At 27.5% G+C, this 23,336-nt stretch carries 25 protein-coding genes, 1 pseudogene and 1 riboswitch; of the genes and pseudogenes, 1 reads left to right on the top strand and 25 read right to left on the bottom strand.

Translation table 11 applies throughout. The annotated features are described in order from the left end of the window. Positions 1-42: 42 nt before the first annotated feature. From CHL78_RS07640 to CHL78_RS07530, 22 genes and pseudogenes are all read right to left on the bottom strand, one after another. Positions 43-486, bottom strand: coding sequence for a DUF4430 domain-containing protein (locus tag CHL78_RS07640; protein WP_094367515.1), 444 nt, complete (start codon positions 484-486; stop codon positions 43-45). 9 nt (positions 487-495) lie between these two features. Beyond that, a complete protein-coding gene (locus tag CHL78_RS07635) occupies positions 496-2,250 on the bottom strand; it encodes a DUF4430 domain-containing protein (protein WP_158540653.1) in 1,755 nt (584 codons plus the stop codon). A gap of 93 nt (positions 2,251-2,343) precedes the next feature. Beyond that, on the bottom strand, positions 2,344-4,605 hold the full coding sequence (locus CHL78_RS07630) for a prenyltransferase/squalene oxidase repeat-containing protein (RefSeq protein WP_116041329.1): 2,262 nt from the start codon (positions 4,603-4,605) through the stop codon (positions 2,344-2,346). A 24-nt stretch (positions 4,606-4,629) separates the two neighbouring features. Then, positions 4,630-5,274: an ECF transporter S component gene (locus tag CHL78_RS07625; RefSeq protein ID WP_094368905.1), complete on the bottom strand. Its 645-nt coding sequence runs from the start codon at positions 5,272-5,274 to the stop codon at positions 4,630-4,632. Further along, positions 5,271-6,776: an ABC transporter ATP-binding protein gene (locus CHL78_RS07620; RefSeq protein WP_094368906.1), complete on the bottom strand. Its 1,506-nt coding sequence runs from the start codon at positions 6,774-6,776 to the stop codon at positions 5,271-5,273. The genes CHL78_RS07625 and CHL78_RS07620 overlap by 4 nt, the downstream gene beginning before the upstream one ends. After that, complete coding sequence (locus CHL78_RS07615; RefSeq protein WP_094368907.1) at positions 6,727-7,626, bottom strand: energy-coupling factor transporter transmembrane component T; 900 nt, start codon at positions 7,624-7,626, stop codon at positions 6,727-6,729. The genes CHL78_RS07620 and CHL78_RS07615 overlap by 50 nt, the downstream gene beginning before the upstream one ends. Positions 7,627-7,736: 110 nt before the next feature. Then, positions 7,737-7,910, bottom strand: a riboswitch (cobalamin riboswitch). 223 nt (positions 7,911-8,133) lie between these two features. After that, positions 8,134-8,790 carry a TetR/AcrR family transcriptional regulator gene (locus tag CHL78_RS07610; protein ID WP_094368908.1) on the bottom strand — a complete coding sequence of 219 codons (657 nt, stop codon included), beginning with the start codon at positions 8,788-8,790 and terminating at the stop codon, positions 8,134-8,136. Between the two features lie 437 nt (positions 8,791-9,227). Then, positions 9,228-9,632 (bottom strand): DUF3997 domain-containing protein, encoded by a 405-nt coding sequence (locus tag CHL78_RS07600; protein ID WP_094368909.1) that lies wholly within the window; start codon positions 9,630-9,632, stop codon positions 9,228-9,230. Positions 9,633-9,634: 2 nt separating this feature from the next. After that, positions 9,635-9,834, bottom strand: a pseudogene (locus CHL78_RS07595) (IS1595 family transposase); the annotation flags it as partial. 106 nt (positions 9,835-9,940) lie between these two features. Then, complete coding sequence (locus CHL78_RS07590; RefSeq protein ID WP_094368910.1) at positions 9,941-10,135, bottom strand: (2Fe-2S)-binding protein; 195 nt, start codon at positions 10,133-10,135, stop codon at positions 9,941-9,943. A gap of 131 nt (positions 10,136-10,266) precedes the next feature. Continuing rightward, on the bottom strand, positions 10,267-11,085 hold the full coding sequence (locus CHL78_RS07585; protein ID WP_094368911.1) for a hypothetical protein: 819 nt from the start codon (positions 11,083-11,085) through the stop codon (positions 10,267-10,269). Next, a complete protein-coding gene (locus tag CHL78_RS07580) occupies positions 11,079-11,777 on the bottom strand; it encodes an ABC transporter ATP-binding protein (RefSeq protein WP_094368912.1) in 699 nt (232 codons plus the stop codon). The genes CHL78_RS07585 and CHL78_RS07580 overlap by 7 nt, the downstream gene beginning before the upstream one ends. A gap of 3 nt (positions 11,778-11,780) precedes the next feature. Next, positions 11,781-12,146 (bottom strand): GntR family transcriptional regulator, encoded by a 366-nt coding sequence (locus CHL78_RS07575; protein ID WP_094368913.1) that lies wholly within the window; start codon positions 12,144-12,146, stop codon positions 11,781-11,783. Between the two features lie 165 nt (positions 12,147-12,311). Then, positions 12,312-13,583, bottom strand: coding sequence for an ABC transporter permease (locus tag CHL78_RS07570; protein WP_094368914.1), 1,272 nt, complete (start codon positions 13,581-13,583; stop codon positions 12,312-12,314). Then, entirely contained in the window at positions 13,583-14,497 is a 915-nt protein-coding gene (locus tag CHL78_RS07565) for an ABC transporter ATP-binding protein (RefSeq protein WP_094368915.1), read from the bottom strand. The genes CHL78_RS07570 and CHL78_RS07565 overlap by 1 nt, the downstream gene beginning before the upstream one ends. A 33-nt stretch (positions 14,498-14,530) precedes the next feature. Then, positions 14,531-15,322, bottom strand: coding sequence for a DUF3169 family protein (locus CHL78_RS07560; protein ID WP_094368916.1), 792 nt, complete (start codon positions 15,320-15,322; stop codon positions 14,531-14,533). Next, positions 15,315-15,530: a helix-turn-helix transcriptional regulator gene (locus CHL78_RS07555; RefSeq protein ID WP_094368917.1), complete on the bottom strand. Its 216-nt coding sequence runs from the start codon at positions 15,528-15,530 to the stop codon at positions 15,315-15,317. The genes CHL78_RS07560 and CHL78_RS07555 overlap by 8 nt, the downstream gene beginning before the upstream one ends. Positions 15,531-15,796: 266 nt before the next feature. Beyond that, on the bottom strand, positions 15,797-16,747 hold the full coding sequence (locus CHL78_RS07550) for a hypothetical protein (RefSeq protein ID WP_094368918.1): 951 nt from the start codon (positions 16,745-16,747) through the stop codon (positions 15,797-15,799). A gap of 119 nt (positions 16,748-16,866) precedes the next feature. Further along, the gene (locus tag CHL78_RS07545; RefSeq protein WP_094368919.1) at positions 16,867-18,273 is read right to left on the bottom strand and encodes a DUF4179 domain-containing protein; all 1,407 of its coding nucleotides are present in this window, start codon (positions 18,271-18,273) and stop codon (positions 16,867-16,869) included. 1 nt (position 18,274) lies between these two features. Continuing rightward, complete coding sequence (locus CHL78_RS07540; protein WP_094368920.1) at positions 18,275-18,793, bottom strand: sigma-70 family RNA polymerase sigma factor; 519 nt, start codon at positions 18,791-18,793, stop codon at positions 18,275-18,277. A 215-nt stretch (positions 18,794-19,008) separates the two neighbouring features. After that, positions 19,009-19,443 (bottom strand): DMT family transporter, encoded by a 435-nt coding sequence (locus CHL78_RS07535; protein ID WP_094368921.1) that lies wholly within the window; start codon positions 19,441-19,443, stop codon positions 19,009-19,011. A 10-nt stretch (positions 19,444-19,453) separates the two neighbouring features. Next, positions 19,454-19,876 (bottom strand): DMT family transporter, encoded by a 423-nt coding sequence (locus CHL78_RS07530; protein WP_094368922.1) that lies wholly within the window; start codon positions 19,874-19,876, stop codon positions 19,454-19,456. A gap of 142 nt (positions 19,877-20,018) precedes the next feature. Here CHL78_RS07530 and CHL78_RS07525 point away from each other — a divergent pair, with 142 nt between their 5' ends. Then, positions 20,019-20,732: a cyclic nucleotide-binding domain-containing protein gene (locus CHL78_RS07525; protein WP_094368923.1), complete on the top strand. Its 714-nt coding sequence runs from the start codon at positions 20,019-20,021 to the stop codon at positions 20,730-20,732. A 195-nt stretch (positions 20,733-20,927) separates the two neighbouring features. Here the strand turns inward: CHL78_RS07525 and CHL78_RS07520 are convergent, their stop codons facing one another. Genes CHL78_RS07520 through CHL78_RS21065 form a run of 3 tightly spaced genes read right to left on the bottom strand, consistent with a single transcriptional unit; the run spans position 20,928 to position 23,336 of the window. After that, positions 20,928-21,737: an N-acetylmuramoyl-L-alanine amidase gene (locus CHL78_RS07520; RefSeq protein WP_094368924.1), complete on the bottom strand. Its 810-nt coding sequence runs from the start codon at positions 21,735-21,737 to the stop codon at positions 20,928-20,930. A 23-nt stretch (positions 21,738-21,760) separates the two neighbouring features. After that, entirely contained in the window at positions 21,761-22,465 is a 705-nt protein-coding gene (locus CHL78_RS07515; RefSeq protein WP_243446394.1) for an ATP-binding protein, read from the bottom strand. Beyond that, the gene (locus tag CHL78_RS21065; RefSeq protein WP_243446393.1) at positions 22,428-23,336 is read right to left on the bottom strand and encodes a hypothetical protein; all 909 of its coding nucleotides are present in this window, start codon (positions 23,334-23,336) and stop codon (positions 22,428-22,430) included. The genes CHL78_RS07515 and CHL78_RS21065 overlap by 38 nt, the downstream gene beginning before the upstream one ends.

Here is a 23,336-nt window from a genome sequence, read left to right as displayed (position 1 = left end):
TAATAAAATTTTAATATATCTTATTGTTTATCCCATCTAATCTTATTTTTTACTTCCCCAATCTTTACCTAAGTCTTTTGTATATAACCAATCTAGTTTATCACCATCCTCTAAAACAGTAGCTCCAGAGCTTTTATCCGGAAATTCATCATTTACTCTATATAGCCATCCACTTTCTGCTCCCTCATCAAATTCATATAAATTATTTATCCCATCTACATAAACAGATTTTCCTGTACCTTTAGCACTTATTTGAATTTTATTTTCCTTACATGCAATTGCTAGGCCCTCATATGAAGATGTTCCTTCTTTAACATAAATCTCGTAATCCTTTAATATATAATCTTCTTTATTTGGGCCTATTATCGTAACCTTAACAGCAAGATTACCTTCAGACTTGTCACTACTACACCCTGTCATGCTACTTACAAATGTAAGTAGCACTAAGAGTAGTATAGCTATTTTATTGATTGATATTTTTCTCATTAACCACACCTATGATATATTATTTTTCTTTTTTCTATATACTACGTATGCTATTAAGCATAACGATATTGTACCAATTGAAGCAAAAAGTAAATTATTGGATTCTTTATCATCTATTTTTTCATTTTCATCTTTAATGTTAGTTGTGATTGTTTCTACATCTAAATTTTCATAAAGGTAACCATCTCCACTTAAGTACTTATCATAAGCTATTAAAGCTAGATTAGCTTGCTCAGTTGCCATATTATCGAACTCTTGCCCAAGCAGATGTGAAAATTTATTTTCATCAGTCTTAAATCTAAATAATTCTTCAATTAGGTTAATACCTCTGAAATTTGATGGATCAATATCTAAGTATGTAAGTGCTATAATTACCTGTGATAAACTTTCAGAGTTAAGATTTCCATCAGATATAAATCCATTATTTTCTTTATATTGATTTTCTAAAAACATTAAAGCCTTATCTATTACTTCTTTTAAATCTTTATCTTCAATATGCTTTGCTAAAGAAGATATTGCCATAGCTGTTATATCAATAGATGAGCCTTTCTCTTTTACAAGACCAAATCCTCCATCTTCATTTTGATAAGATAAAATTGTTTCTATTAACTTATCTGTTGACCATGCATTATCTAACTTTTTATCATACATTGAATTAACAATATCTTCATTTATACTATTTAAGGAAATTAAAGCAAATATTACCCCGTTTGATCCTTGCTTTTCTACATTTTCTGATGTAATTAAACTCTCAAGTAGATTTACACCTTCTATGTCAGTAGTATTGTATCCTAAGATATTTAATAGAATTAAATTTTTCTCTAGTTCTGTTATAGTATGATAATTTCCATTATTAGCTTTAATTTCTTTAATGATTTTAGTTTCTATATAGTCCTTACTTACTTCTTCACCTAATAAGGATAAAATCATAGCCTCCCACTGACTGTTTATCTCTACTTTATATGATTCTTTGACAGCGGCCCTAGCTTTCTCCATATTCTCTTTTAAATCATCTGGTATATCTTCTTTCTTTTCTTCCTCTGATTTTTCACTGCTGTCACTCTTATCATTTGTCTCTGTTTCTTTATCAGTATTTTCATCATTTGAGTTATTAGGATTATCTGAGCTTGTACTATTGTTAGATAGTTCTTTAGAATCAGAGCTATTATTTGTATTGTTTGAATTTGATGTATTAGTAGATTCTTCTTTACTTGAGTTGTTTGAAGAACCTTGCGAATTTGAGTTGTTACTATTTGGCTTTGATTCAGGACTTGTTTCTGGTTTTGTTTCTGGTTTTTGCTCTGGCTTTGGTTCTGGCTTTATGTTATTTGCTACATAGCTATTTAGCTTTGATATAGATGATCCAATATCTGAACCATAATCAACTGTATAATGCCAAGCTATTTTATCTCCTGCCTTAACCGAATATGCTCCAGCACTCACATCTGGTTTATATCCATTTACTGCATATACCCAACCACTAGCAGGGCCTTCGTCAAATTCAGAAATCCCGTTTATACTTGATACATACAGACTTCCACCTCCACCAGTTGTTGATAGTCCCAAACCAGTTTTTGCTAACACAGAGTATGCAGTATCTCCACTTTGATATGGTACACTTACACTTTGATATAGTGCTCCTGATGTAGAATATACACATACACTTACAAATTCTTGTGCATTTGAAACTGTAGATGTATATATAAATAAATTTATCACTAGCATAAAACTTATAATAATAGACCTTAGTCTTTTTTTATACATCTTATTTACTCCCATCTTTATTCAAAATATTGTGTTTAATCAAGTTTTGTAAAGGACTATTGTTTGCAGTCCTTTACTTTTAAAGCTCTAAACTTATTTCTTTCTTCTATTTAGTACAGCTAGTCCTAATATTGATACTAATCCTACAACTCCAGTAGTTGCTATTGATACATCTCCTGTTGTTGGGTTATTTTTGTTTCCATTTTGATTTTGTGGATTTTTATTTTGATTGGTTGACTCTACTTTATTATTTTCGTCCTTTATATCTTCTTTTGGATCTTCCTTTTTATCATTAATTATTAATTTTATAGATTTCCTTGCAGTAGCTCCCTTTGAATCTTTAGCTTCATATACCACGTCATAAGAACCTACTTTTATAGCTGTATAATTATCATCTAAACCTTCCGACTTCTCTATAACATCAACATCTACTTTACCATCTTCAGCATCAGTTGCTTCTACTCCCTTTAATAGGTCAACCTTTTCTCCAAGTCTTACAGTAATCTTACCATCTTTTATATTACTTTCATTATTTATGCTTATTACTGGTATCTCATTTAATTTTTCAGCTAATATAGGTAATTCAGGGGCTTTGTTATCTTTAGATAATATCATTCTTATTTCATATCTAGCCCCGGTATTTTTAGTATTTGTATTTTCACTCAATATAAATGTATATAATACTTTATCATCTTCTAGATTTTTAACTTCTTTTTCTTCTAATGAATATTTTAAATTTCCATTTTCATCTACTTCTTTTAAAGCCTCTGCAAGCTTTTTCATAACTGATTCAACTTTAGATTCATCATCGATTATAGTTAAGTTATTAACTTTATTTATCTTTACATCTACCAACTTAATTTGTTCTCTTCCATCTGAATCTACTGCTTTATATGTAACACTATATAAACCATCTTTAGTTACAATACCTGCATTTTTAGGTACATTTTCATTGACTATCTTTACATCAAGTGGATTGCCATCTTTATCCTCTGCACTAACATTTTTAAGAAGGTCAATTTTATCTCCTATATTAGCAACTATTGTTTGTGCATGTATCTTAGGAAGTTTACTTAATTCTCTTTGATCTTCAAGTAAATCGTACTCTTTTGCCATGTTATGCCACATACTGTTACCTGATTTATACTCAGAAAGTGCTATTAATGATTGATATGTAGCTATACTATTAATAGTCTGTGAACTTTTCTTCCAGTAAAACTCTCCTGGATAATGTGTTACCTTTTGTGGTCCATAATTTCCATTTTCATCATATCCATATTCATCAGTAACTACTTCTTCAGTAAGCTGCATTGATATTAAACCATCTTTTAAACCAGACCATGTTTGAGAATTTATATCTTTACCAGCTGCTAATAGACCTGTTATTGCCATAGCAGTTGAATTTGAATCTCCTCCAAACAAACCATCGGTTCTTGTCTGGTCTTCAAGATACTGAACTGCTTTATTTATTGAATCCTGTGCTCTAGCATCATCTTTATAAAAAGATAGAGCTATTAATGCCATACCTGTCATATCAACGCTTGCCCAGTGACTTTGTCCCTCTACATAATCAGACATTGAGTATCCACCAGTTTTAGGATTTTGTAATTTAAGTAGAGTTTCTAGTGCAAATTCTCTATCATATTCTTGATTACATATTTCTAAAGATATCATAGCCCAAAGGTTAAAGTTTCCACCATTAAAACTTCCATATTTATAGTTATTTTGTTTATCAGCTAAAACCTTTGCCCAGTCTTTTCCTTGATAGTTTTTAGGGTCCTCTCCTCTAGCTAATAATCCTAGTAATTTTCCTGCATCATTAACTACAGAAGTATCAGGAGTTATTAAGTTAGAACCCCATGTTTCTAATTTATATGGATTACTATTTATATTTTCTCCTATATAGTCCAGTACTACCATTTCCCACCATTCAGTTAGATTATTTTTATGTTGTTTATAATATCCTCTTGAATTTTCAATTGCCTCGTTTAATGTCAATGCTTTTATTTCTTTTTGACTTACAATGTTTTCTTCATTATTTTTTATAGATTCTTCTTTTATAATTTCTGTTTCTTTATTTTCTACTAGGTTATCACTGTTATTTTCTATAATAGTGTCTGTACTATCTGTCTCCGGATTCTCATTAGTTATCTCTTTACTTTCTTCTGATACTTCTGATTCACTCTGTTCCAGCTCTTTATTATTCTCTGGCTCTTCTTGATTACTTTCTAAAGTAATAGTTGTCTGTGGATTTTCATTAACTACTTCCTGTGCACTAACTATAGCTGGTGCTGAATTTACTGCTACTATTGCCCCCACAGTCAATGTAGCAATAATCCTCTTTGGTATTTTCATAAAACATTTCCCCCTTAACATATACTAACTTACCGCTAGTATGTTATATTTTACCTTTATTCTGTTTAAAAATTTATATAATGTAGGCATTAAAAAGCCTAAAAATATAACGTTTCCAACTCCATGGGTTACATCAAATGCAAAACTAGAAACATAAGATAATAGTATACTATGCATGTTTATAACTTCAACGAAGCCTATAATGTGCCATAAGTTCATAAACCACCCAAATAAGATTCCACTTACTAATCCATATATATATATAGTGTGTTTATTTTTAACATTTAAGTATGATGCAACATATCCACACATCCCCCATGCCACCATCTGCCAAGGTGTCCAAGGACCTTGTCCTAAAAACATATTTGATACAAGTGCTGATATAGCACCTGTAATAAAACCAATTTTTCTACCATATACAATACCTACAATAATAATTATTGAAGTAGTTGGTTGAAAGCTTGGTATGGAAGAGAATGGCACTCTAGTTACTCCTGCTATAGATGAAAGTATTGATATTAGTACTACTTCTTCTACGCTTAAATCATTGAACATTTTTTTTACTTTTATAAATATATAAAATACTAAATATGATAATCCTATGAATATAAAAACTTGATTCTTAGTAGTTCCCATTAATAATAAAAGAAATATTGCTACATATGTCATACTATTTTTCTCCTATCTTTAAGACTGTTCGGTAAGAAAAATAACTTCTTCTCAAAGAATTTATCAATATTTACTGGTTTTGTAATTTTATGATTAAACATCATGCAGCATTTATGAGAATATTTATATATAAAATCTATATCGTGAGATACTAAAATAATCAATCCTTTTCCTTTAGAAATCTCAACTAAGGTTTTTCCTAACCTTTCTTTAAGTATCGGGTCTAAACCTTTAGTTGGCTCATCTAAGATAAGAATCTTTGACTTTTTTAGTAGTTGAAGAATGATTATTATTAGCTGTTTTTCTCCTCCACTCACATCAATAGGATGCTTGTCTAAAAATTTTTCAAAATTGTATTGAGATTTTAATATTTTATATAATTCATTATCAAAAGAATCACCCATTTTTCTTTCTAAAAACTCGAATTCATCTTTTATTGTGTCAAATGTAAAAAACTCATTTACATCTTGCGGTACATACCCAATCAATTTCCATAAATCATTTTTTATTTTTTTGTATTTTTTATTATAAATCTTTATACTTCCTGAAATAGGATAGTAAATACCACTTAATAACTTTAAAAATGTAGTCTTCCCACATCCATTTGAACCTACTATTGAAATAATCTCTCCCTCACAAGCTTCAAAATCTACATTATTTAAATTTAATATTTTATTATCATATGTAAAGCTTACATCTTTTACTTTTAGTATCTTTTCACCTGTTAATTTATCTTCTATATCAGGTAACTTTTTTTGATTATCGTCTACAATGCCTTTTAAAAATGGCTTTATTTCTTCTATATTATGTTTGTAAACAGTTTCAACAAATTTCTTTGGCTCATCACATAATAGTACCTTTGAATCATTTATAAATACTACTTTATCAACCTGATAAAATATATTATCGTATCTATGCTCTGTAATTATAGTAGTCATATTAGATTCTTTATTAAGTTTTAGCACTAAATTCATAATTTCATCATAGTGTATTGGATCTATTTGAGATGTAGGTTCATCTAAAATTAGTACTTTAGGATACATCAAAAGCAGTGATGCAATATTGACAATTTGCTTGTTTCCCCCAGAAAGATTTTGTACTTTACTATGTAGTATAGAATTTAAATTTAAGTATGTAACGATTTCTCCTAGCCTTTCATTTATCTCATCTTCATTTAAGTTAATGTTTTTAAGAGAATATATCAACTCGTGATAAACATTGTCACTAACAAGTTGAGAATTAGGATTTTGAAATAGATAGCCTATCTCATAAAATTTGCATTCATCAACTTTTTTTTCATCAATCAGTATTTGTCCAGATAATTTTCCAGTAGGTGATATTTCATGCTTAAGCAGTGATAATAATGTTGACTTGCCACTTCCTGAAGGCCCTATTATAAGTACCAGTTCACCTTTTTCTATTTCTAAGCAGATATCTTTTAATGCTTTAGTATTACAATTTGGATAAGAAAAGTTTACCTTCTCTACGCTTATAAATGACATACAATTTCTCCCCTTGCTCTAATATAATAGGTATTTCCAAGAATAATAAATAAACTATAATTGATATAATCATTTGAGTATTTATTTCTACATTAGTAAGAGTAGGGTATATTTTATAACCCATAGTATTATCTACTAACAATGTTATAGTTAAAAACATGACACTCATTGCTATGCAAATATAATCTACTAGTCTGAGCTTAATCTTGCTTTTGTTAGTATTGCACCTATTGTAGTATCCTCTTGCTTTTATTGATTTTATAGTCACAATTCCATCTTCTAATGTTACAAAAAAGAATGCATTTAATATATATACTAAATTTTTTGCTATATCAATTTTTTTATCTGAATCTAAATGTATGCCTTTTGTTTTTTGTGTATCTTTTATGCTAGTTATTTTTTCTAAATATTCTGGTATAAATTTTATAGATAAACTTATTATTAAGCTTAAGTTGTGTCCAAGAGGTGATAAAATATAAATTAGTCTTTCATAAGTCATAATTGAGTTAAAGTAATTACTAAAAAATAATAAAGTAATTAATTTAATTGATGATATAAATCCATAGAAAATAGATTCTAAAGTTATTGGAGTATATTTTATATAAAATAGTATGGTAGTTCCCTTGTGAGATACTAATGGATTTATAATGAATACTAATAATGACATTAATATAAAACTCTTAAAAAGTCGTTTGAATGATGTTTTACAAAATCTTAAATTAATAAATATTGATATTACAATAAATATTAATATAAGTACTGGATTTTCGATAGAATACAATGCCCCAATTGTTAGTATAAAGTATATAAGTATCACATTTGGGTTTAAGGTTTCAAAGGAAAATATCATATTAACCTCCTTTCTATTATTTATAAAAAACTATAAAAAAAGATAGATATAATATATCTATCTGGGTATCTACGCAACAAAAATATTGCATAGTCTTTCCCCAGAAAGATATTTGGATCTTGCTAATGGCAGGTATCCTGGCTTGTGATTCATCCTTTTTAGCGCCTTCCCATCTCAGGTGGCATATTGCTAAATCGTCCTCACTTACAGTTACTGGGGCAGCTTTGGTTTTTCACCAAATTCCCTTTTAAGTACTTCGTACACCTATTAACAATTATTTTCTTGTTTTTTACTATATTCTACATAAGTTTCTATTTGCCTTTTATTTATCTTATATTTTTTAACTATTAATAACTACTTATATGTTTTATTATTATGCTTTCAACATAATAATACATCTTTCAGTATTAATTGTAAACCATTTCCTAATATATTTTTAAAAATAATATTAATTATGTACTTATCCTTTTAACAATAAAAAAGAAGTCTATTTGACTTCTTTTTTTATTAATATATCTCAAATAAATCTACTATATCATTTGTATTTAGCTGTTTAGATATTTTCAGTGCCTCGTCTATTATTTCATTTACCTTGATGTGCTCAATATCAAGTAAAAGTAATTTTGATTTTATTGTGCTTTTTAAAATATCATCTAAATCTAGATCTATTTCATCGTTGTAATATCTATTTAAAAGTTCCCATCCTCCAGATGATCCTATTGCCATACTAATGTATATATTTTCTTCACTAAATCTATAATTAGTACCGTACATCTTTTCGTTAAATAAATCTATTAGAATATTTATATATTCTTTTTTTACTAAACTTATACTTGATGCTTCTATATACATTCTAAATAGTTGATTTGAACTTGCTAATACATAAGTAAATATGCACTGAGTTACTGCATAGTTTACAAGTGGGTCACTATTTGGATTTAAGTTTTCGTTTATATATACATATAGCTTATCTAGTATATCTCTATACAAGTGAAGTAATATGTCTTCTTTTTTCTTAAAGTAGTAGTATAAGTGTCCTCTTCCTACTCCAGATACTTCTGCTATCTGTCTTATAGTTGTTTTGTTATAACCTTGTGAGATAAATAGTTTTGATGCCTCTTTGATTATTTTTTCCCTTAAGTCTATCGATTCATCTATATTCATAAGTATTACCCCTTTTGATTGTTAATCTAATTTAAATATATCAAGATTATATAAGAATGGCTATATTTTTTTGTTTATGTTGAAAATTAAATATCTTTTAGCTGATAAAAGTAAGTATACCTGGATGCTAATGGTATAAAGGTTGGTTTTCTTGCATATAACGAATGGAACTCTAACTATAATAATGAATTTTTAGAGTCTATAAAAAACGATATAAAAGAAATAAAAAAAGAAGCTAGTTTGGTAGTAATGGGTGCCCATCCTCATGTACTTCCAGGATTTGAATCATATCCTAATTTAGATGGTGAAGAAAAGATTATTACTTATAGTGAACCTTTTAAGAGATACATATTTTAATAATAGGCTATGTTTTAATAAAGTGTTGATATTGAATAAAAAACATATAGGGTACAAATCAACCATATATGTTTTTTATATTATTTTATCTTTTCGTATGCATCTAAATCTTTAAGGGCAATACTCTCTGATATCTTTGCATTTTCTTTTACTTGTATAAACTTTTCTTCTGTGAATGGACCATGTACTATTAGTTCTTTTGTATCTAATAAATAATAATTATCTAAATTTGTTTTTGCAATTATATATCTATTATTGTCATGTCCTACTTTTATTATATACTCGCCTTCCTCATAATCAGCAAGGAGAGGTATTAACAATTCATCATAACTGTATTCAGGTGACCCAATATGTACTTTTTCTGCTGATGTTCTTATTACTTTAAATCCATTTATTAATTCTATTTCATAATCTCCAGCACCTGCACAGCCTACAACTCCTAGCATTAATAAAATAATACTTAAAACAACTCCAATTTTTTTCATCTTACATCGTCCTCCTCTTTTTTAGCCGACTTTCTTATTGATAACCCCATAATCATGCATTTAGCATATTTAAGCCACTTATCTAAAGACTTCTTACAAACCTAAACTCTTTAGCTTCTTCGCATACTTGTCCTACTTGAGAGCCTAATACAAGACATTCTTCTAAATAAGATAGTAATTTCTCTACTTGATTTAATGATAATGTTTATATATCTATATTGTAACTTATATATTTGAAAATATCCATTTTCAACACTAATTTAAAACATATCCTAATAATAAAAAAGTACCTGTTCATAGGTACTTTTTTATTTTATATAGAGTCTATTTTGTAAAACCTTTATTATAGTAAGCTCTGCTTTCTCCTTACATCTTCCGCAAGCTCTTCCTGCTTTAGTTACTTTTACAATTTCTTCAACACTTTTACATCCATTTTGTTTTGCTGAAACTATATCATCAACAGTTATATTAAAACAACCGCATATTCTTTCTTTACTATTCATATACACCCTCCTTTTATATTTTAGATATTTAGTATATACCCACTTTAATTATTAAAAATCTAATTTTATAATAGAATTCTAGCTAAAAATAAAAGTACGTGTGCTAATAAACTCAACACACGTACTTTTGATTATTCTAAATTAAGTTTTTTGTCTAATATATAAGTAATTCCAAAGAATAGTAAAATTGCAAATATACTATAAATAACTATACCAGATATAAAAATAGGAGTAACCATATTGCTAACGCTAGTTAATGCACCACTTACTTCTGATACATTGTTTACAGAAATATTTATCATATTATTTCCTAGACTTACATCAAATAAAGTTGATAATAATTCAGATGTTTTTGATATCACTATATTTATCACAAAGAAGCTTACAAATGCAGCTATATTTCTATGCTTATTAAATACTGGCAATTGCCCCATAGATACTGATAAATATAACGTTAAAATAAATATACTATAACTTATAAATAATAATATCATCATATATGCAAACATACTTCCTGAAGCTAAAAACTCACTCATTAATAAAGATACTTCATGCCAAATATCATAAAGACTAACTCCATCTATACTTGTAAGCATTAATACAATGGTAAATGATAATACAGAAACAATTCCACTTAAAATAGTATAAATTAATGTAATACTGTATTTAGAAAATATTAGTGCTTTTGAAGTTACAGGTAATGTAAACATTAGATACCCTTCATCCTCTAATAAGTTTTTTCTGAATCTTTGTATTGTAATCATAATAGTCAAAACACCTAAAGCAACGAAAAGACCAACCAAAACTAGCGTAGCCATCCCCATTATGTTAAATATTTCCATATTCATGCTAAAACCAACTATAATTGACATTAATAATATGGCACAATATAATGGTATAAATGTTCTACCACAAGCCTTAAACTCATATTTCATCAACTTACCTAACATTTAAATTCCTCCCTAAATAATGCATCTATTGACTTACCTTTTTCTTCTCTTATTGCATCTACTTCACCTTGTAATACTATATTTCCATTTGAAATAAATATTATATCATCGCATATACTTTCAATTTCACTAATTAAATGAGTCGCTATAAGAAGTGTACTATCTTCATTGTAATTATTTAATATAGTTTTTAATATATAACTTCTTGCTGCTGGGTCTACTCCTCCAATAGGTTCATCTAATATATAGATGTCTGCTTTTCTAGACATTACTAATATTAGTTGTACCTTTTCTTTAGTACCTTTTGACATTGTTTTTAACTTTTCATTTATATCTATTGAAAGATCCTTAAGCATTTGCTTTGCTTTTGCTTCATCAAAATCACTATAAAAATCTTTAAAAAATCCGATTATATCTGTGACCTTCATCCAATCATTTAAGTAAGTTCTTTCTGGTAGGTAAGAAACAATTTTTTTACTTTCTTTTGATGGTTTTATTCCTTTAATTGAGATTTCTCCTTCATCTGGACTTAATAATCCATTTATTAATTTAATCATTGTACTTTTACCACTACCATTTGGCCCTAGTAAACCTACTATTTTTCCTTTAGGTATTTCTAGGTTTATCTTTTTTAATGCATCTTTTTTTCCGTAAGATTTGCTTACGCCCTTGAAACTTACTATACTATCCATTTGTTATTCCTCCTCTAGATTATGTTTTATAAGTTCTATGATTTCACTTGTGTCGTACCCTAATTTTTGTAATGTTTGTTTTAATAATTTTATCTGGATACTAGCCATATCTTCTCTCATATTATCAACTCTCTCCTTATCATCAGTTACAAATCTACCACTAGTTCTTTTGCTAAAAACCAAACCTTCACGCTCCAGCTCTGATAAAGCTTTTTGCATAGTATTTGGATTAACTTCAGCTTCTTGGGCTAATGCTCTTACTGAATCTAATTTTGATCCTATTGGGATTTCTCCAGATACAATTTTTAATTTTATTTGTTCTAGTAGCTGTATATATATAGGCTTATTGTTATCAATTTCCCAATCCATTTAGTTCACCTCTTTTTTGTTATTGTATTACTTTCTTAATACAATAATATAATAATACAATTCATTTTGCAACACATTTTATAAAATAATTTAATTTATTCATCAAAACTTCTCTAATATAAAAAGATAGGAGCATATGCCCCTATCTTTTATAATCTATTAATACTATATCTGTTGCTTTGATTTTATATTTTCTTTCTTAAGCCATTTTAACGCATTTTTTAATTTTATTGGATTTCCATACATTAGTGTAGCCATTCTATATATCTTAGCTCCACCAAACCCTACTAATATTGTTGATACTACTAATATCAAAGTAGATATTATGAATTCTATCGATGTAGCAGCCCCTGATGCAACTCTTACTATCATTGTCATAGGAGATGCAAATGGTATATATGAACATACTTTCATCAACGTACTATCTCCATTTGATAATCCAAACATACTTATAAAAAATACTACTACAAATATCGTCAATATAGGACCGATACTAGTGGCTATTTCTTCTGTTTTTGATACTAAAGCTCCTAGAGCTCCAAATATAAATGAATAGAATAAGTAGCCTAGTATTCCAAATATTGCAAATGTAACTACTAATTCTGCCGGAACTTTTAATATATTATCTAATAAACCATTCCAAACTTCACTATTCAATTTGTATGAAATAAGTGCTGATGACATTATTACTCCAACTTGTGCTATACTTGCTATTGCACCTGCAATAACTTTACCAAAAATCAAATTATTAGTACTTGTACTCGTAACTAGTACCTCAATTGATCTATTACTTTTTTCTGTAGTTATACTAGTAGCAATTAATTGACCATACATTATAATCATCATATATAAAACAAAAATTAATATATATGCATATATGTAATTACTTGCACCATCTTTACCTAGAATTTCAACATTAGAAACTATTTGAGTATTATAAATTCCATCTACTTTATCATAATCAATTCCTTCACTTGAAATTTTAGTGCTTATGTAGATTTTTTTCAAAACTTCATTAAATACTTGATCATTGGTATCTGTCATCTTAGTATTTTCAACAATATAATCATACTCAGTTAAACTCTTTACATTAAAAGCTGCTTCTACTTCTTTATTTTCTACTAATTTATTTAACTCATTTTGACTTTTTACAACTTTCCAATTTGAATTCTCAAAATAAGTATTTAATACATTTTTATCTGATATGATATTTTTTTCGTCATATATTGCAAAATTAGTTTTTTCTTTGTCTGTAGTATCTTCTACCTTGTTTTTATTATTACCACCAACTGGTAATATAGATGACATATCTATGAAATTAGGTAGTGATAATCCAACTATCATTACTAATGCAATTATTAAAGTACTTAGTATAAAAGATTTCTTTTTAAAGTAGTTTCCTAATTCAAATTTTAATACGGTAAGAAATTGTCTCATTATCTTCCACCTACTTTCTTAACAAATATATCTTCTAAGTCTGGTTCATATGTAGAAAACTTCTCTATATCTATATTTTCTTCTAATAACTTTTGTAAAAGCTCTTTCTTTGTTGTATTTTCAAATAACTCTAGTACTAAATAATTTTTTTTGACTTCATTTACACTCACTAAGTCCTTAAATCTATCCTCAAGCATAACTTTCAAATTATTTAATGATAAATCATTTGAACTTAAGATTAATCGATTTTTTCCAAATTCTTTTTTTATATTTTTAAGATTTCCACTTAATACTATTTTACCTTTATTTATTATGGCTATTTCTTCACAAAACTCTTCAACATATCCCATTTGATGACTAGAAAATATAACTAGTTTATTTTGACTTATTAAGTCTCTCACTGTATCTTTAAGTATTTGTGCATTAACTGGATCTAGCCCACTAAAAGGTTCATCAAGTATAACTATTTCTGGATTACATACTAAAGTTTGAGCTAATTGAACTTTCTGTTGATTTCCTTTTGATAAACTGTCTAAATTTCTATTTGCATATTCTCCTATACCTAGCCTTTCAAGCCATATCTTCGTACTTTCCTTTGCTTTCTTAGATGGCATACCCCTAAGCTCTGCCAAATAAATTATCTGCTCTGAAACTTTCTTTTTTGGATATAGACCTCTTTCTTCTGGCAAGTATCCTATTGGATAATTTCTTGGATTGAATTTCTTATCATTAATTAATATTTCACCTGAATCAGCTTTGAAGATATCCATTAATATACGAATTGTTGTAGTTTTTCCTGCTCCATTTCTTCCTAATAACCCAAGTGCTTTTCCACTTTCAACAGAAAATGATATTCCATGTAATACTTCATTTCCCGAAAAACTTTTTCTTATATTTTTTACTTCTAACTTCATATTTCCTCCCCCTTTAAGTTGCATTTAATATATTTATATTTTAGAATGCTTAATTGCTTCTATACAGTATGAAACTGTTAAAACTAACCATATAATAGTTACCATTACTAAAGGCATTATCCCAAAATCCCATAATTCAAATCCTATAATAGAGAATAGCCAAAGTATAATACATGTTGTAGATACAGACTTGAATGACTTGTAAGAACTCTTGTATATGGATAACTTTATAGATTCATCACAACTATCAAACCATTTTTCACTAAATTTGGCGTCGTATATACTCCCTTTTAATAATGGATTAATCTCTTTTTCTAAGTTGACTACTTTTTTTTGAATTATTATACAAGATACTTGACATAATAAAAATCCTATAAATAATAATAAAACTTTAATACTATCAATATCACTATTTACATTGTTAAAAACTAATAATTTAAGCCCTGCTCCCATAAAGAAAAAACCAAGTATCATATTTATAGATATAGCTAATAGTAAATATGATAAGTTCTGCTCAATTTTATCTATAGTGCTATCATCTTCATTTTTCTCTTTCCATAGTTCATATCCTTTTCGTGAGTTAGTATATATTATTATACTTGCTATTATCGCTATTATAGAAATAACAATACTTGCAAATGGTACAATTTGCTCTAGAGTATTCATCAATAAGCTAGATAAGTTAGGTCCAATAACTTCTTTTAAGTTGCCACTTATATTACTAAAAGTAGCACCAGCTATTCCTGATAATATCGTTATAACTAAAAATCCTTTAAAGGCTTTTTTATCTTCTTTTTTAATTTCACTTACGCGGTTGTCATCCATCTACCTGATCCTCCTCATAACTAAAAATGTCTTCCACACTTGCATTAAAAATCTTTGCTATCTTTAGTGCTAAAGTAACTGAAGGAGAGTAATCACCTCGTTCAATTTGGCTTATTGTTTGTCTAGATACACCAACCATCATTCCCATTTCAGTTTGATTCACATTAATTTTAGCTCTATATTCTTTCAAACAATTATTTAATGGCATTTTATTCCTCCTGACTATCTTCACAGTAACTATGACAAATAAAGTTGTCATAAATAATAATAGTATATGACAACTTTATTTGTCAACTCAATTTATATCTAGCTACTTATAAAAATAATATAAAATAACCACACCTTAGTATTTTCAATACATTGAATTCTAAACTGTGGTTATTTATCTAATTTTTTATAAATTGTTCATAATATATTAAGTTTCTCAATATATAATAATACACATTATGACTTAATATTTCATCAAAGAAAATATTAATTTTCTGCATCAATATTATAATACTTTATTGCATTTAAAAACATTTCTTTAGGGCTTATTGAAGTATTATTCTGTTGTAAAGTTCTATAAAAATCTATATACTCACTAAACTCATTGAAATATTTACACCCACCACAAATAAGTTCATTATAGTACTCAGCTAAACTTTCAAGTAATTGATAGTGTGAAAACATGTTGAAACTATCCATATTAAATAATATATCCACTAATAGATAAATTCCAAACTCATGACTAATGAATTTAGACATCAATATATTGTCATCGGTTATATAAAAAATATTTTTATTAGATGATATATTTATACCTTGAGGTCCATTTTCAATAGAATTACATAATACAACATGAAAGTTCTCATGTTTGAACTTATAACCTAGTTCTTTTTCCCACATTTTTGCATATTTAACTTTTGAGATAACTTTATTTAATTCATTTACCTTAATATTAATTTCATTCTTAGCATCATTCCACACATATTTTATATATGTATTATAATTATTAATCATTACTTGTGATATTTCAATGATTTCAGATTTCAAATGCAGTAATGAAAGATAGAATTCTTTGTGAGATGTATAATTAATATCAAGAGATGAAAAAGATAATTCATATATGTTTTTATACTTTTTAAAATTCAACTCTAGATTCTCATTTTTAAATAAATCTAATAAAGCTAAGAAATATTCTTTTAAAATATCATCATCAAAAGATGCTGGCATTGATATACAAATAGCATATAACTCACCACAATGCTCTCCCCCACATACAGTTATATACCTCTCATGTTTTTTCAATATGTTAATCTCTAATTCATCATGATATTTTCTATACTTTTTGCCGTATGAATTATCATAACCGCATTTAGACACAGACAGCATATGATATATATAATTTGAGTTTTTGCTTACAATTACTTTAATTGAGCTCATAAATGTTCCCCTTCCTTATAATTTGCTTCATGTTTTAAAGTTCTTATATCTTTTTCTAATATGAAAATATACATAACAATAATTCCTATTGAAAATATAATTATCATGGAGGATAATCATTACTTCAACTTAAAATCAATCCTTTGATCTTCTAGTAACTTTAAACTATTATTCTTACGAATTGCTATATACTTTATATTCTTTGCCATATCTTTATATTTCTTTTGAGTGAGCATATGACGCTTAGTGTGAGTTCCATCTTTTCTATTTACAAAGTCTTCTACCATAGAGCCTATAATTATCTCGTCTCCATCTTTATCATAAAATGCTATATCTGCCTCATAAGGTAGGGCACCATCTTTTTTATAACTATATATTATCTCATCATCTGTAACACTAAAATCTTCAATTATTACTTTTCCATATTTGCTAAGCTTAATAGCAGTTGGTAGTTTTTTTATGTCTATTTTCTCACTGTAGTCATCCATTTTATTTTCAAATACAAACGGTATTAAAGTAAGTGATTTTATATTATCATTGTTTCTTATAAATTCATAAGTATTTGTTACAGGCTTATTAGCTGTATCAGGTAAATTTCCTACTTGATTAATTACATCAATGTAGTTTCCTTCATCATCTCTTAGTACAAACATATCTGCTATACGTGCTGGTTCATTATACACTAAATCCTTTGATTTTTCTGTAGTAGTAATTAAACTACCAAAGGATGAAATCACAACATTATCTATAGTATAGTTAACTGTAACATCTTTGTATTTAGGTTTATCATTCTTAATATCAGAATCATATTGTTCTAATTTAACTATATCTTTACTCTTATTTATGATATATTTTTTAGATTGAGATGATGTTGATTTTTCATCTAGTTTAATATCTATACTCCAATCTCCTTTTTTACCAAATATATAGTCAAAGTCTATTGTGAGTTTTGTTCCTTTCTCTATATTTGCTTCACTTATAGGCTTTCTAAGTATACCTTTTAGTACATAATCTGATTCGAATATAGCCTCCGTATTATCAAATCGCCCATAGTCATTGAAGTTTACAAACTTGCCATCTTTGATTATTTTTATCACAGGATTGGCTGCAAATGCTCGACTATATTCCTCATCTATATCAGAAATCTTTGCATCACTAGTTATTGTGTATGTCATATTAAAGAATCCATCATCAACTGCAATTGTGTCTACTTTAAACTCTATTCCATTATCTTTTTTACTTAAATTTATATCTTCACTATAAGTTAAAAAATCATCTTTTTCATATTTATATTTTGAATCACTTCTAAGTTCAAAGTAATCAATTATCTTTTCAACTGCATAAGCAGTACTTATCGTAGCTAAGGATACTATACCTACCATTGCTGCTACCTTTAGTGGCTTAGCAAAAGTATTACTTTTTTTCTTCAAATTATTTACTTTCTCACCTTCATCTATACCTTTTAGTATGTATTGATTTAAATTAGTTGGTACTTTTATATTATCTTTAATTTTTATCTTGTCCATGTTAAAGTCCCCTTTCCTCCATAGATTTTCTAAGAGATTCTAGTCCTCTATATAAATAGGTCTTTGCTGTTCCAAGTGGTATATCTAATACCTGAGAGATTTCTTTGATTGTGAAATCTTTAAAATATCTAAGTACGATTACCTCTCTATATTTTTCATCTAATCGTATAAGCTCATTTTCTAAATCTAATTTACCTTCAAAATAGTCTATATTATTGTACTCTGATGCTATAGCTGATTCTTCAAAATATGTTTTATTCTTATTTTTATTCAAAACTGTTATAGATATATTTATAAGGATTTTAGTAAGCCATGTATCAAAGTATTTTGGCTTTTGTAATTTATCTATACTGGTATAAGCTTTAAACATAGTTTCTTGAATTACATCTAGTGCATCTTGTTCATTTTTTACATATGTATATGCAATCTTATACAACTTATCTCTTTGTGGCTCTATAAGATCTATAAAAGCCTGTCGATCTCCCTTTATGGCTTTTTTAACCTTTAATTCTTTTAACATAATTGTGTAAATATTCCTTTCAATGAATTCATCTAGTGTATCTTTACATATATTAGACACTGAGAATATACATTTGGCTTCAATTTTTTAATATTTTTTAATAAATTTAATATACTTAGATATTAATTCATTATGATTTTATTAAAACTAAATATAAAAAGCGCTAGAATTTATTCTAACGCTTTTTATATTCAGTTTAATATATATATATAGTTTTATCTAGAATTATCTATAAAAAGATTATATGCAAGTCCAATAACTACTAAAACCCCTCCAATCACTTGATATATAGAGATACTTCCAATAGCTATGTAGTCTAATACAATACCTGTAAAAAGCTGACCAATAAAAATTAATAAGGTTAAATAAAATGACGAAACTCTCAAAGCTAAATAAGAAGATAATGTAACAGATACTACACCAACAAGACCTCCAGTATAATAAAACCATGTAGCGTCATAAGACTCAAAACTAAAAAGTCTAAGAGTTTCTCCACTTATAAACAACAGTATAAGTGACCCTGTAAGACCTAAGACATAATTGAAAAATGTACTTTGATACATCCCTATTTTCTCTGCTAAGATAGAGTTGACAGACCTAGATGTAACAATTGTAAAACCCGATAATACAGCAATAATTATATAAATCATAATATCCTCCTTATTGTATAGTCATCACAAATATACCTAATATAATGATGCTAAACCCTATTATTTTCTTTTTGTTAAACTTATTTACTGGCAAGTTAAATAAACCAAAGTGGTCTATGATTATAGATGTAATCAATTGCCCAAATAAGCCAACAGATATCGTTAAGGAGGCACCTAACTTAGAAAAACTTACATTAGTAAATATAACTGTTAAGACACCAATTAGCCCACCAGTGTACATATAAAAAGGTATACCTTTAAGATTTTGTAGCTTTGACTTTGTTGCAATAAGTACTATTATAATTCCTATAAGACCTATAACGTGTATTATTACGCTAGAAGCATAATTACCTGCTACTTCTCCAACAGTACCATTTAAGGAAACCATTAGTGCTAATAATACACCTGTAAAAATTGAAATAATATAATTCATTATAAATACCTCTTTTCTTAGAATAATTATTAAAATATCACAAAAAATCAATAAAAATAATGACATATGTCATCTATAAATATAAAATTTAAAAATATAATATATAATATAATAAAGATCAAAAATAGAAAGGTAAAATCCAGTGAAAAAGATAGAAGATTTATTTGTCATAGATAGCTATTATAATGAACTAAAACTACATAAATTATTTGATAAAGATATGAAAGAAAATATAAAACTTTTTAAATATGAAAGAAATGAGTACCTATGTCAAGAAGGAGAAGATATGCCTTACTTTTTGTTTCTTATAGAGGGCAAGGCTAAATTATTTAAAACACTACCTAATGGTAGAGCTGTACTTTTAAGTTTTTATAAGCCACTTAAAGTGATTGGAGATATAGAAATTATAAAAAATCAAGCTACATCAGGTTCAATTCAAGCATTGACTGAGTGCTATTGTTTGGCAATAGATATGAAAAAAGCTAGGAAGGAATTAACTAACGATAAAAAGTTTTTAAAGTTTACTTGTGAGAGCTTAGCTGAAAAACTATTTGTAATAAGCATGAATAGCACAATAAACTTACTATATCCACTTGAAAATAGATTGGCTAGCTATATTAATGAACTATTAGTAACTGTGAAATATCTTGACTCAAATCAGTATGTAAATTTTGATGAGAATTTAGTTGATTTGGCAGAACTTTTAGGAAGTAGTTATAGACATTTGTTAAGAACTCTTAATGGTTTATGTAAAAAAGGTGTCTTAGAAAAAGACGATATTGGCTATAGAGTTATTAATCATAAGCTTTTAATAGAATTATCTGGAGATTTATATCAGGATGCTAAGTTTTTATAGTAATATTTTTGTATTAAGAAACAAATGCTTGAGCACAAATAAAGACTAGCAAGTTTCCGATGCTTGCTAGTCTTTATTTTATGAAATAAGTATTTAAATTATGAGGTAGTAATTAATGTAGTAGTATGGTAATTCGTGGTCTATCTTAATAATTGCCATTTGTTTAAGATTATATACATACTATTCATATTTTTTTTATAAAAATTTTATATAATCCCCACTTACATATCCTAAAGTACCCAAGTCATAAGTAGAAAACCAATTATTCAGGCAGTAATTAACATTAATACTAGAGCCTTTTGGTATGGTGCTTACTATATCGTAGTTAGTACCTCTTCCTTTTCTAACATTTAAATTTTCAGTAGTCTTTGCCTTTTTATTATAATTACCATTGGCATATTTTTCTTCACTACTATAATTTACTCCAAAATAACTGCATATACCATCCAATGTATACTCAACCAACTCATCTTGTTTGTGTTTAAGTATTTCCAAATCAAGCTTATTAGTATAAAATCCATACTCAACAAGTACAGCTGGCATATTGGTTTTACTTATAACCGTAAAGTCTTCAATCTTTGATCCTCTGTTAATAAATCCTTTATCTATGTTATTTTTTACACCATTGTATATAGAATTACAAATCAATCTACTAGCTTTAGTTGAATTACTAGAACAATTCTTACAAGTAAATACCTCTACTCCCCTTGCACTACTCCACTCTTTATACGCATTTGCGTGTATTGATAAAAATAAACAATTAGGTTTACCTTGATTTTTCCAATAAGAATTAGCTTTATTGCATCTTGTAATTAGCCCTATCTCATCTTTTCCTTGTGGATATGGATTGGTCATATAATAGTCTATATTAAGACTCTTTAATCTATTAGCCAACTTATACTGCATACTATTATTAAATTTCCATTCCCTAAGTGATTTGTCTGGCGATTCCTTCCCCTTTACATACTCATTGTGCCCGCTATCTATAATTAATAAATTCCCCATAAAATCTCCCCTTATTTTTAAATCTAATTCCCATAGATTCTATAATTTAATTTCTTACCTCTAAGCTCTATAACATGACTCTTTGCCATCTCAATGATTCTACTTCCCACAGCTTCATCAATTTCTAGTAACTCATTAAAACTCTTCTCTGTACTTACTATTATAGGTAGATTATTAAAGTATCTAAAATTTATTATTTCAAACATAATATTTATATCACTTTTGCTAATATTTCCTTTGTATAAATCGTCTATTAAAAGTATTTTAGCTTTTTTATATTTTTCTATTATTCTTTGGTACTTATCATTATCCATTATATTTTGCTTTATATATGTCATACTATCTCTATAAGACATATAAAGTACTCCAATACCATTATTCATAAGCTTATTTGCTATTGCTAATGATAGGTGAGTTTTACCTGATCCTACTTGTCCCATAAATATTATCGAATTTTCTCTACTGGGTAGTTTTGTGTTTGTGCTATTTACGTAGTCTTTCGCCTTTGCAAATGCATCTACTAACTGAATATCAAAGCTATAATTAAAATTTTCAAATGTCTTTTTCCTAAATTCCTCACTTATACCACTGTTTTTTAATATTGCTTCTGCTTCTCTTAAAGCTCTACATTCACAAGGTATAGCTTCATCGTTTTTTATTATAAATGTATAATCACGACATTTATTACACTTATAAGAGTGCTTTTGCTTTATTGAGTTGTTCTTCACTTGGCTTTTGATAAATTGATTCACCCTCATCATAAAGTCCTGTGGCAAGTTCATGTTTTGTATACTGGTGGTTTTCATTTTTATTTACTCCTTTTTTCAAACTTTCTGCATAAGATTTCAGATTATTTATACTTCTAATATCTAATTTAATCCACTGTTTGATTATCCCATCTACATAACCTCTATGTTTACGCTCTCTATATATTGCTATATCTACTGCTCTTTTAAATAAATCTATGTCAATTGTCTTACTAACAGTAAATATCCATTTTTCAGTGTATTTATTTACTGGTTCAATATAGTTTTCATAAACTTTAATATATTCTGCTACTACATTATTATTTTTACATTTATCTGCTAATTGCTTTTTGTCTTCATTATTTTTACAATTCTTTTTTTCTTTTTCTTGTTGTTCTTCTTTTTCTTTTTCTTTTTCTTCTTCTTTTTCTTCTTCTTCCCCATAGTCTATACATACTGTATCTATACTGTATTGATACTGTTTGCATACCCTATAAAATATTTTGATAAATTCTTTATTCTTAATAGTTGTAAGATCTTTTTCTATACACTTTTTTACCTTAGGACTGTTTAAGGAGTTATGCTTTATCCAGTTTATTATAAAAATCTCCTTGGTCTCTTCACAGTAAATAATCTTTTTATAGTCTATAAACCTCTGTAATAATTTATCTACTGTTTCTCTGTTGTACCCTGTTTCTGTTTCTATAATCCGTTTCGGTAACTCATAAATTCCACATTGGCTAGTTTTACTGTTAGTCATTATATAGATATAGAAGTATTTTTCTTCTGGTGTTAAATCTAATACAAATCCATCTTGCCAAAATTCTATGTGAATCTGTCTATATACCGCCAT

The organism is Romboutsia weinsteinii (assembly GCF_002250835.2).
Classification (GTDB): domain Bacteria; phylum Bacillota; class Clostridia; order Peptostreptococcales; family Peptostreptococcaceae; genus Romboutsia_A; species Romboutsia_A weinsteinii.
This window is presented reverse-complemented; position numbering and strand designations above follow the sequence as displayed.

Coding starts and splice junctions, on each gene's coding strand:
- CHL78_RS07640 (WP_094367515.1), bottom strand. CDS start 486: ATGAGAAAAATATCAATCAATAAAATAGCTATACTACTCTTAGTGCTA.
- CHL78_RS07635 (WP_158540653.1), bottom strand. CDS start 2,250: ATGTATAAAAAAAGACTAAGGTCTATTATTATAAGTTTTATGCTAGTG.
- CHL78_RS07630 (WP_116041329.1), bottom strand. CDS start 4,605: ATGAAAATACCAAAGAGGATTATTGCTACATTGACTGTGGGGGCAATA.
- CHL78_RS07625 (WP_094368905.1), bottom strand. CDS start 5,274: ATGACATATGTAGCAATATTTCTTTTATTATTAATGGGAACTACTAAG.
- CHL78_RS07620 (WP_094368906.1), bottom strand. CDS start 6,776: ATGTCATTTATAAGCGTAGAGAAGGTAAACTTTTCTTATCCAAATTGT.
- CHL78_RS07615 (WP_094368907.1), bottom strand. CDS start 7,626: ATGATATTTTCCTTTGAAACCTTAAACCCAAATGTGATACTTATATAC.
- CHL78_RS07610 (WP_094368908.1), bottom strand. CDS start 8,790: ATGAATATAGATGAATCGATAGACTTAAGGGAAAAAATAATCAAAGAG.
- CHL78_RS07600 (WP_094368909.1), bottom strand. CDS start 9,632: ATGAAAAAAATTGGAGTTGTTTTAAGTATTATTTTATTAATGCTAGGA.
- CHL78_RS07590 (WP_094368910.1), bottom strand. CDS start 10,135: ATGAATAGTAAAGAAAGAATATGCGGTTGTTTTAATATAACTGTTGAT.
- CHL78_RS07585 (WP_094368911.1), bottom strand. CDS start 11,085: ATGTTAGGTAAGTTGATGAAATATGAGTTTAAGGCTTGTGGTAGAACA.
- CHL78_RS07580 (WP_094368912.1), bottom strand. CDS start 11,777: ATGGATAGTATAGTAAGTTTCAAGGGCGTAAGCAAATCTTACGGAAAA.
- CHL78_RS07575 (WP_094368913.1), bottom strand. CDS start 12,146: ATGGATTGGGAAATTGATAACAATAAGCCTATATATATACAGCTACTA.
- CHL78_RS07570 (WP_094368914.1), bottom strand. CDS start 13,583: ATGAGACAATTTCTTACCGTATTAAAATTTGAATTAGGAAACTACTTT.
- CHL78_RS07565 (WP_094368915.1), bottom strand. CDS start 14,497: ATGAAGTTAGAAGTAAAAAATATAAGAAAAAGTTTTTCGGGAAATGAA.
- CHL78_RS07560 (WP_094368916.1), bottom strand. CDS start 15,322: ATGGATGACAACCGCGTAAGTGAAATTAAAAAAGAAGATAAAAAAGCC.
- CHL78_RS07555 (WP_094368917.1), bottom strand. CDS start 15,530: ATGCCATTAAATAATTGTTTGAAAGAATATAGAGCTAAAATTAATGTG.
- CHL78_RS07550 (WP_094368918.1), bottom strand. CDS start 16,747: ATGAGCTCAATTAAAGTAATTGTAAGCAAAAACTCAAATTATATATAT.
- CHL78_RS07545 (WP_094368919.1), bottom strand. CDS start 18,273: ATGGACAAGATAAAAATTAAAGATAATATAAAAGTACCAACTAATTTA.
- CHL78_RS07540 (WP_094368920.1), bottom strand. CDS start 18,793: ATGTTAAAAGAATTAAAGGTTAAAAAAGCCATAAAGGGAGATCGACAG.
- CHL78_RS07535 (WP_094368921.1), bottom strand. CDS start 19,443: ATGATTTATATAATTATTGCTGTATTATCGGGTTTTACAATTGTTACA.
- CHL78_RS07530 (WP_094368922.1), bottom strand. CDS start 19,876: ATGAATTATATTATTTCAATTTTTACAGGTGTATTATTAGCACTAATG.
- CHL78_RS07520 (WP_094368924.1), bottom strand. CDS start 21,737: ATGGGGAATTTATTAATTATAGATAGCGGGCACAATGAGTATGTAAAG.
- CHL78_RS21065 (WP_243446393.1), bottom strand. CDS start 23,336: ATGGCGGTATATAGACAGATTCACATAGAATTTTGGCAAGATGGATTT.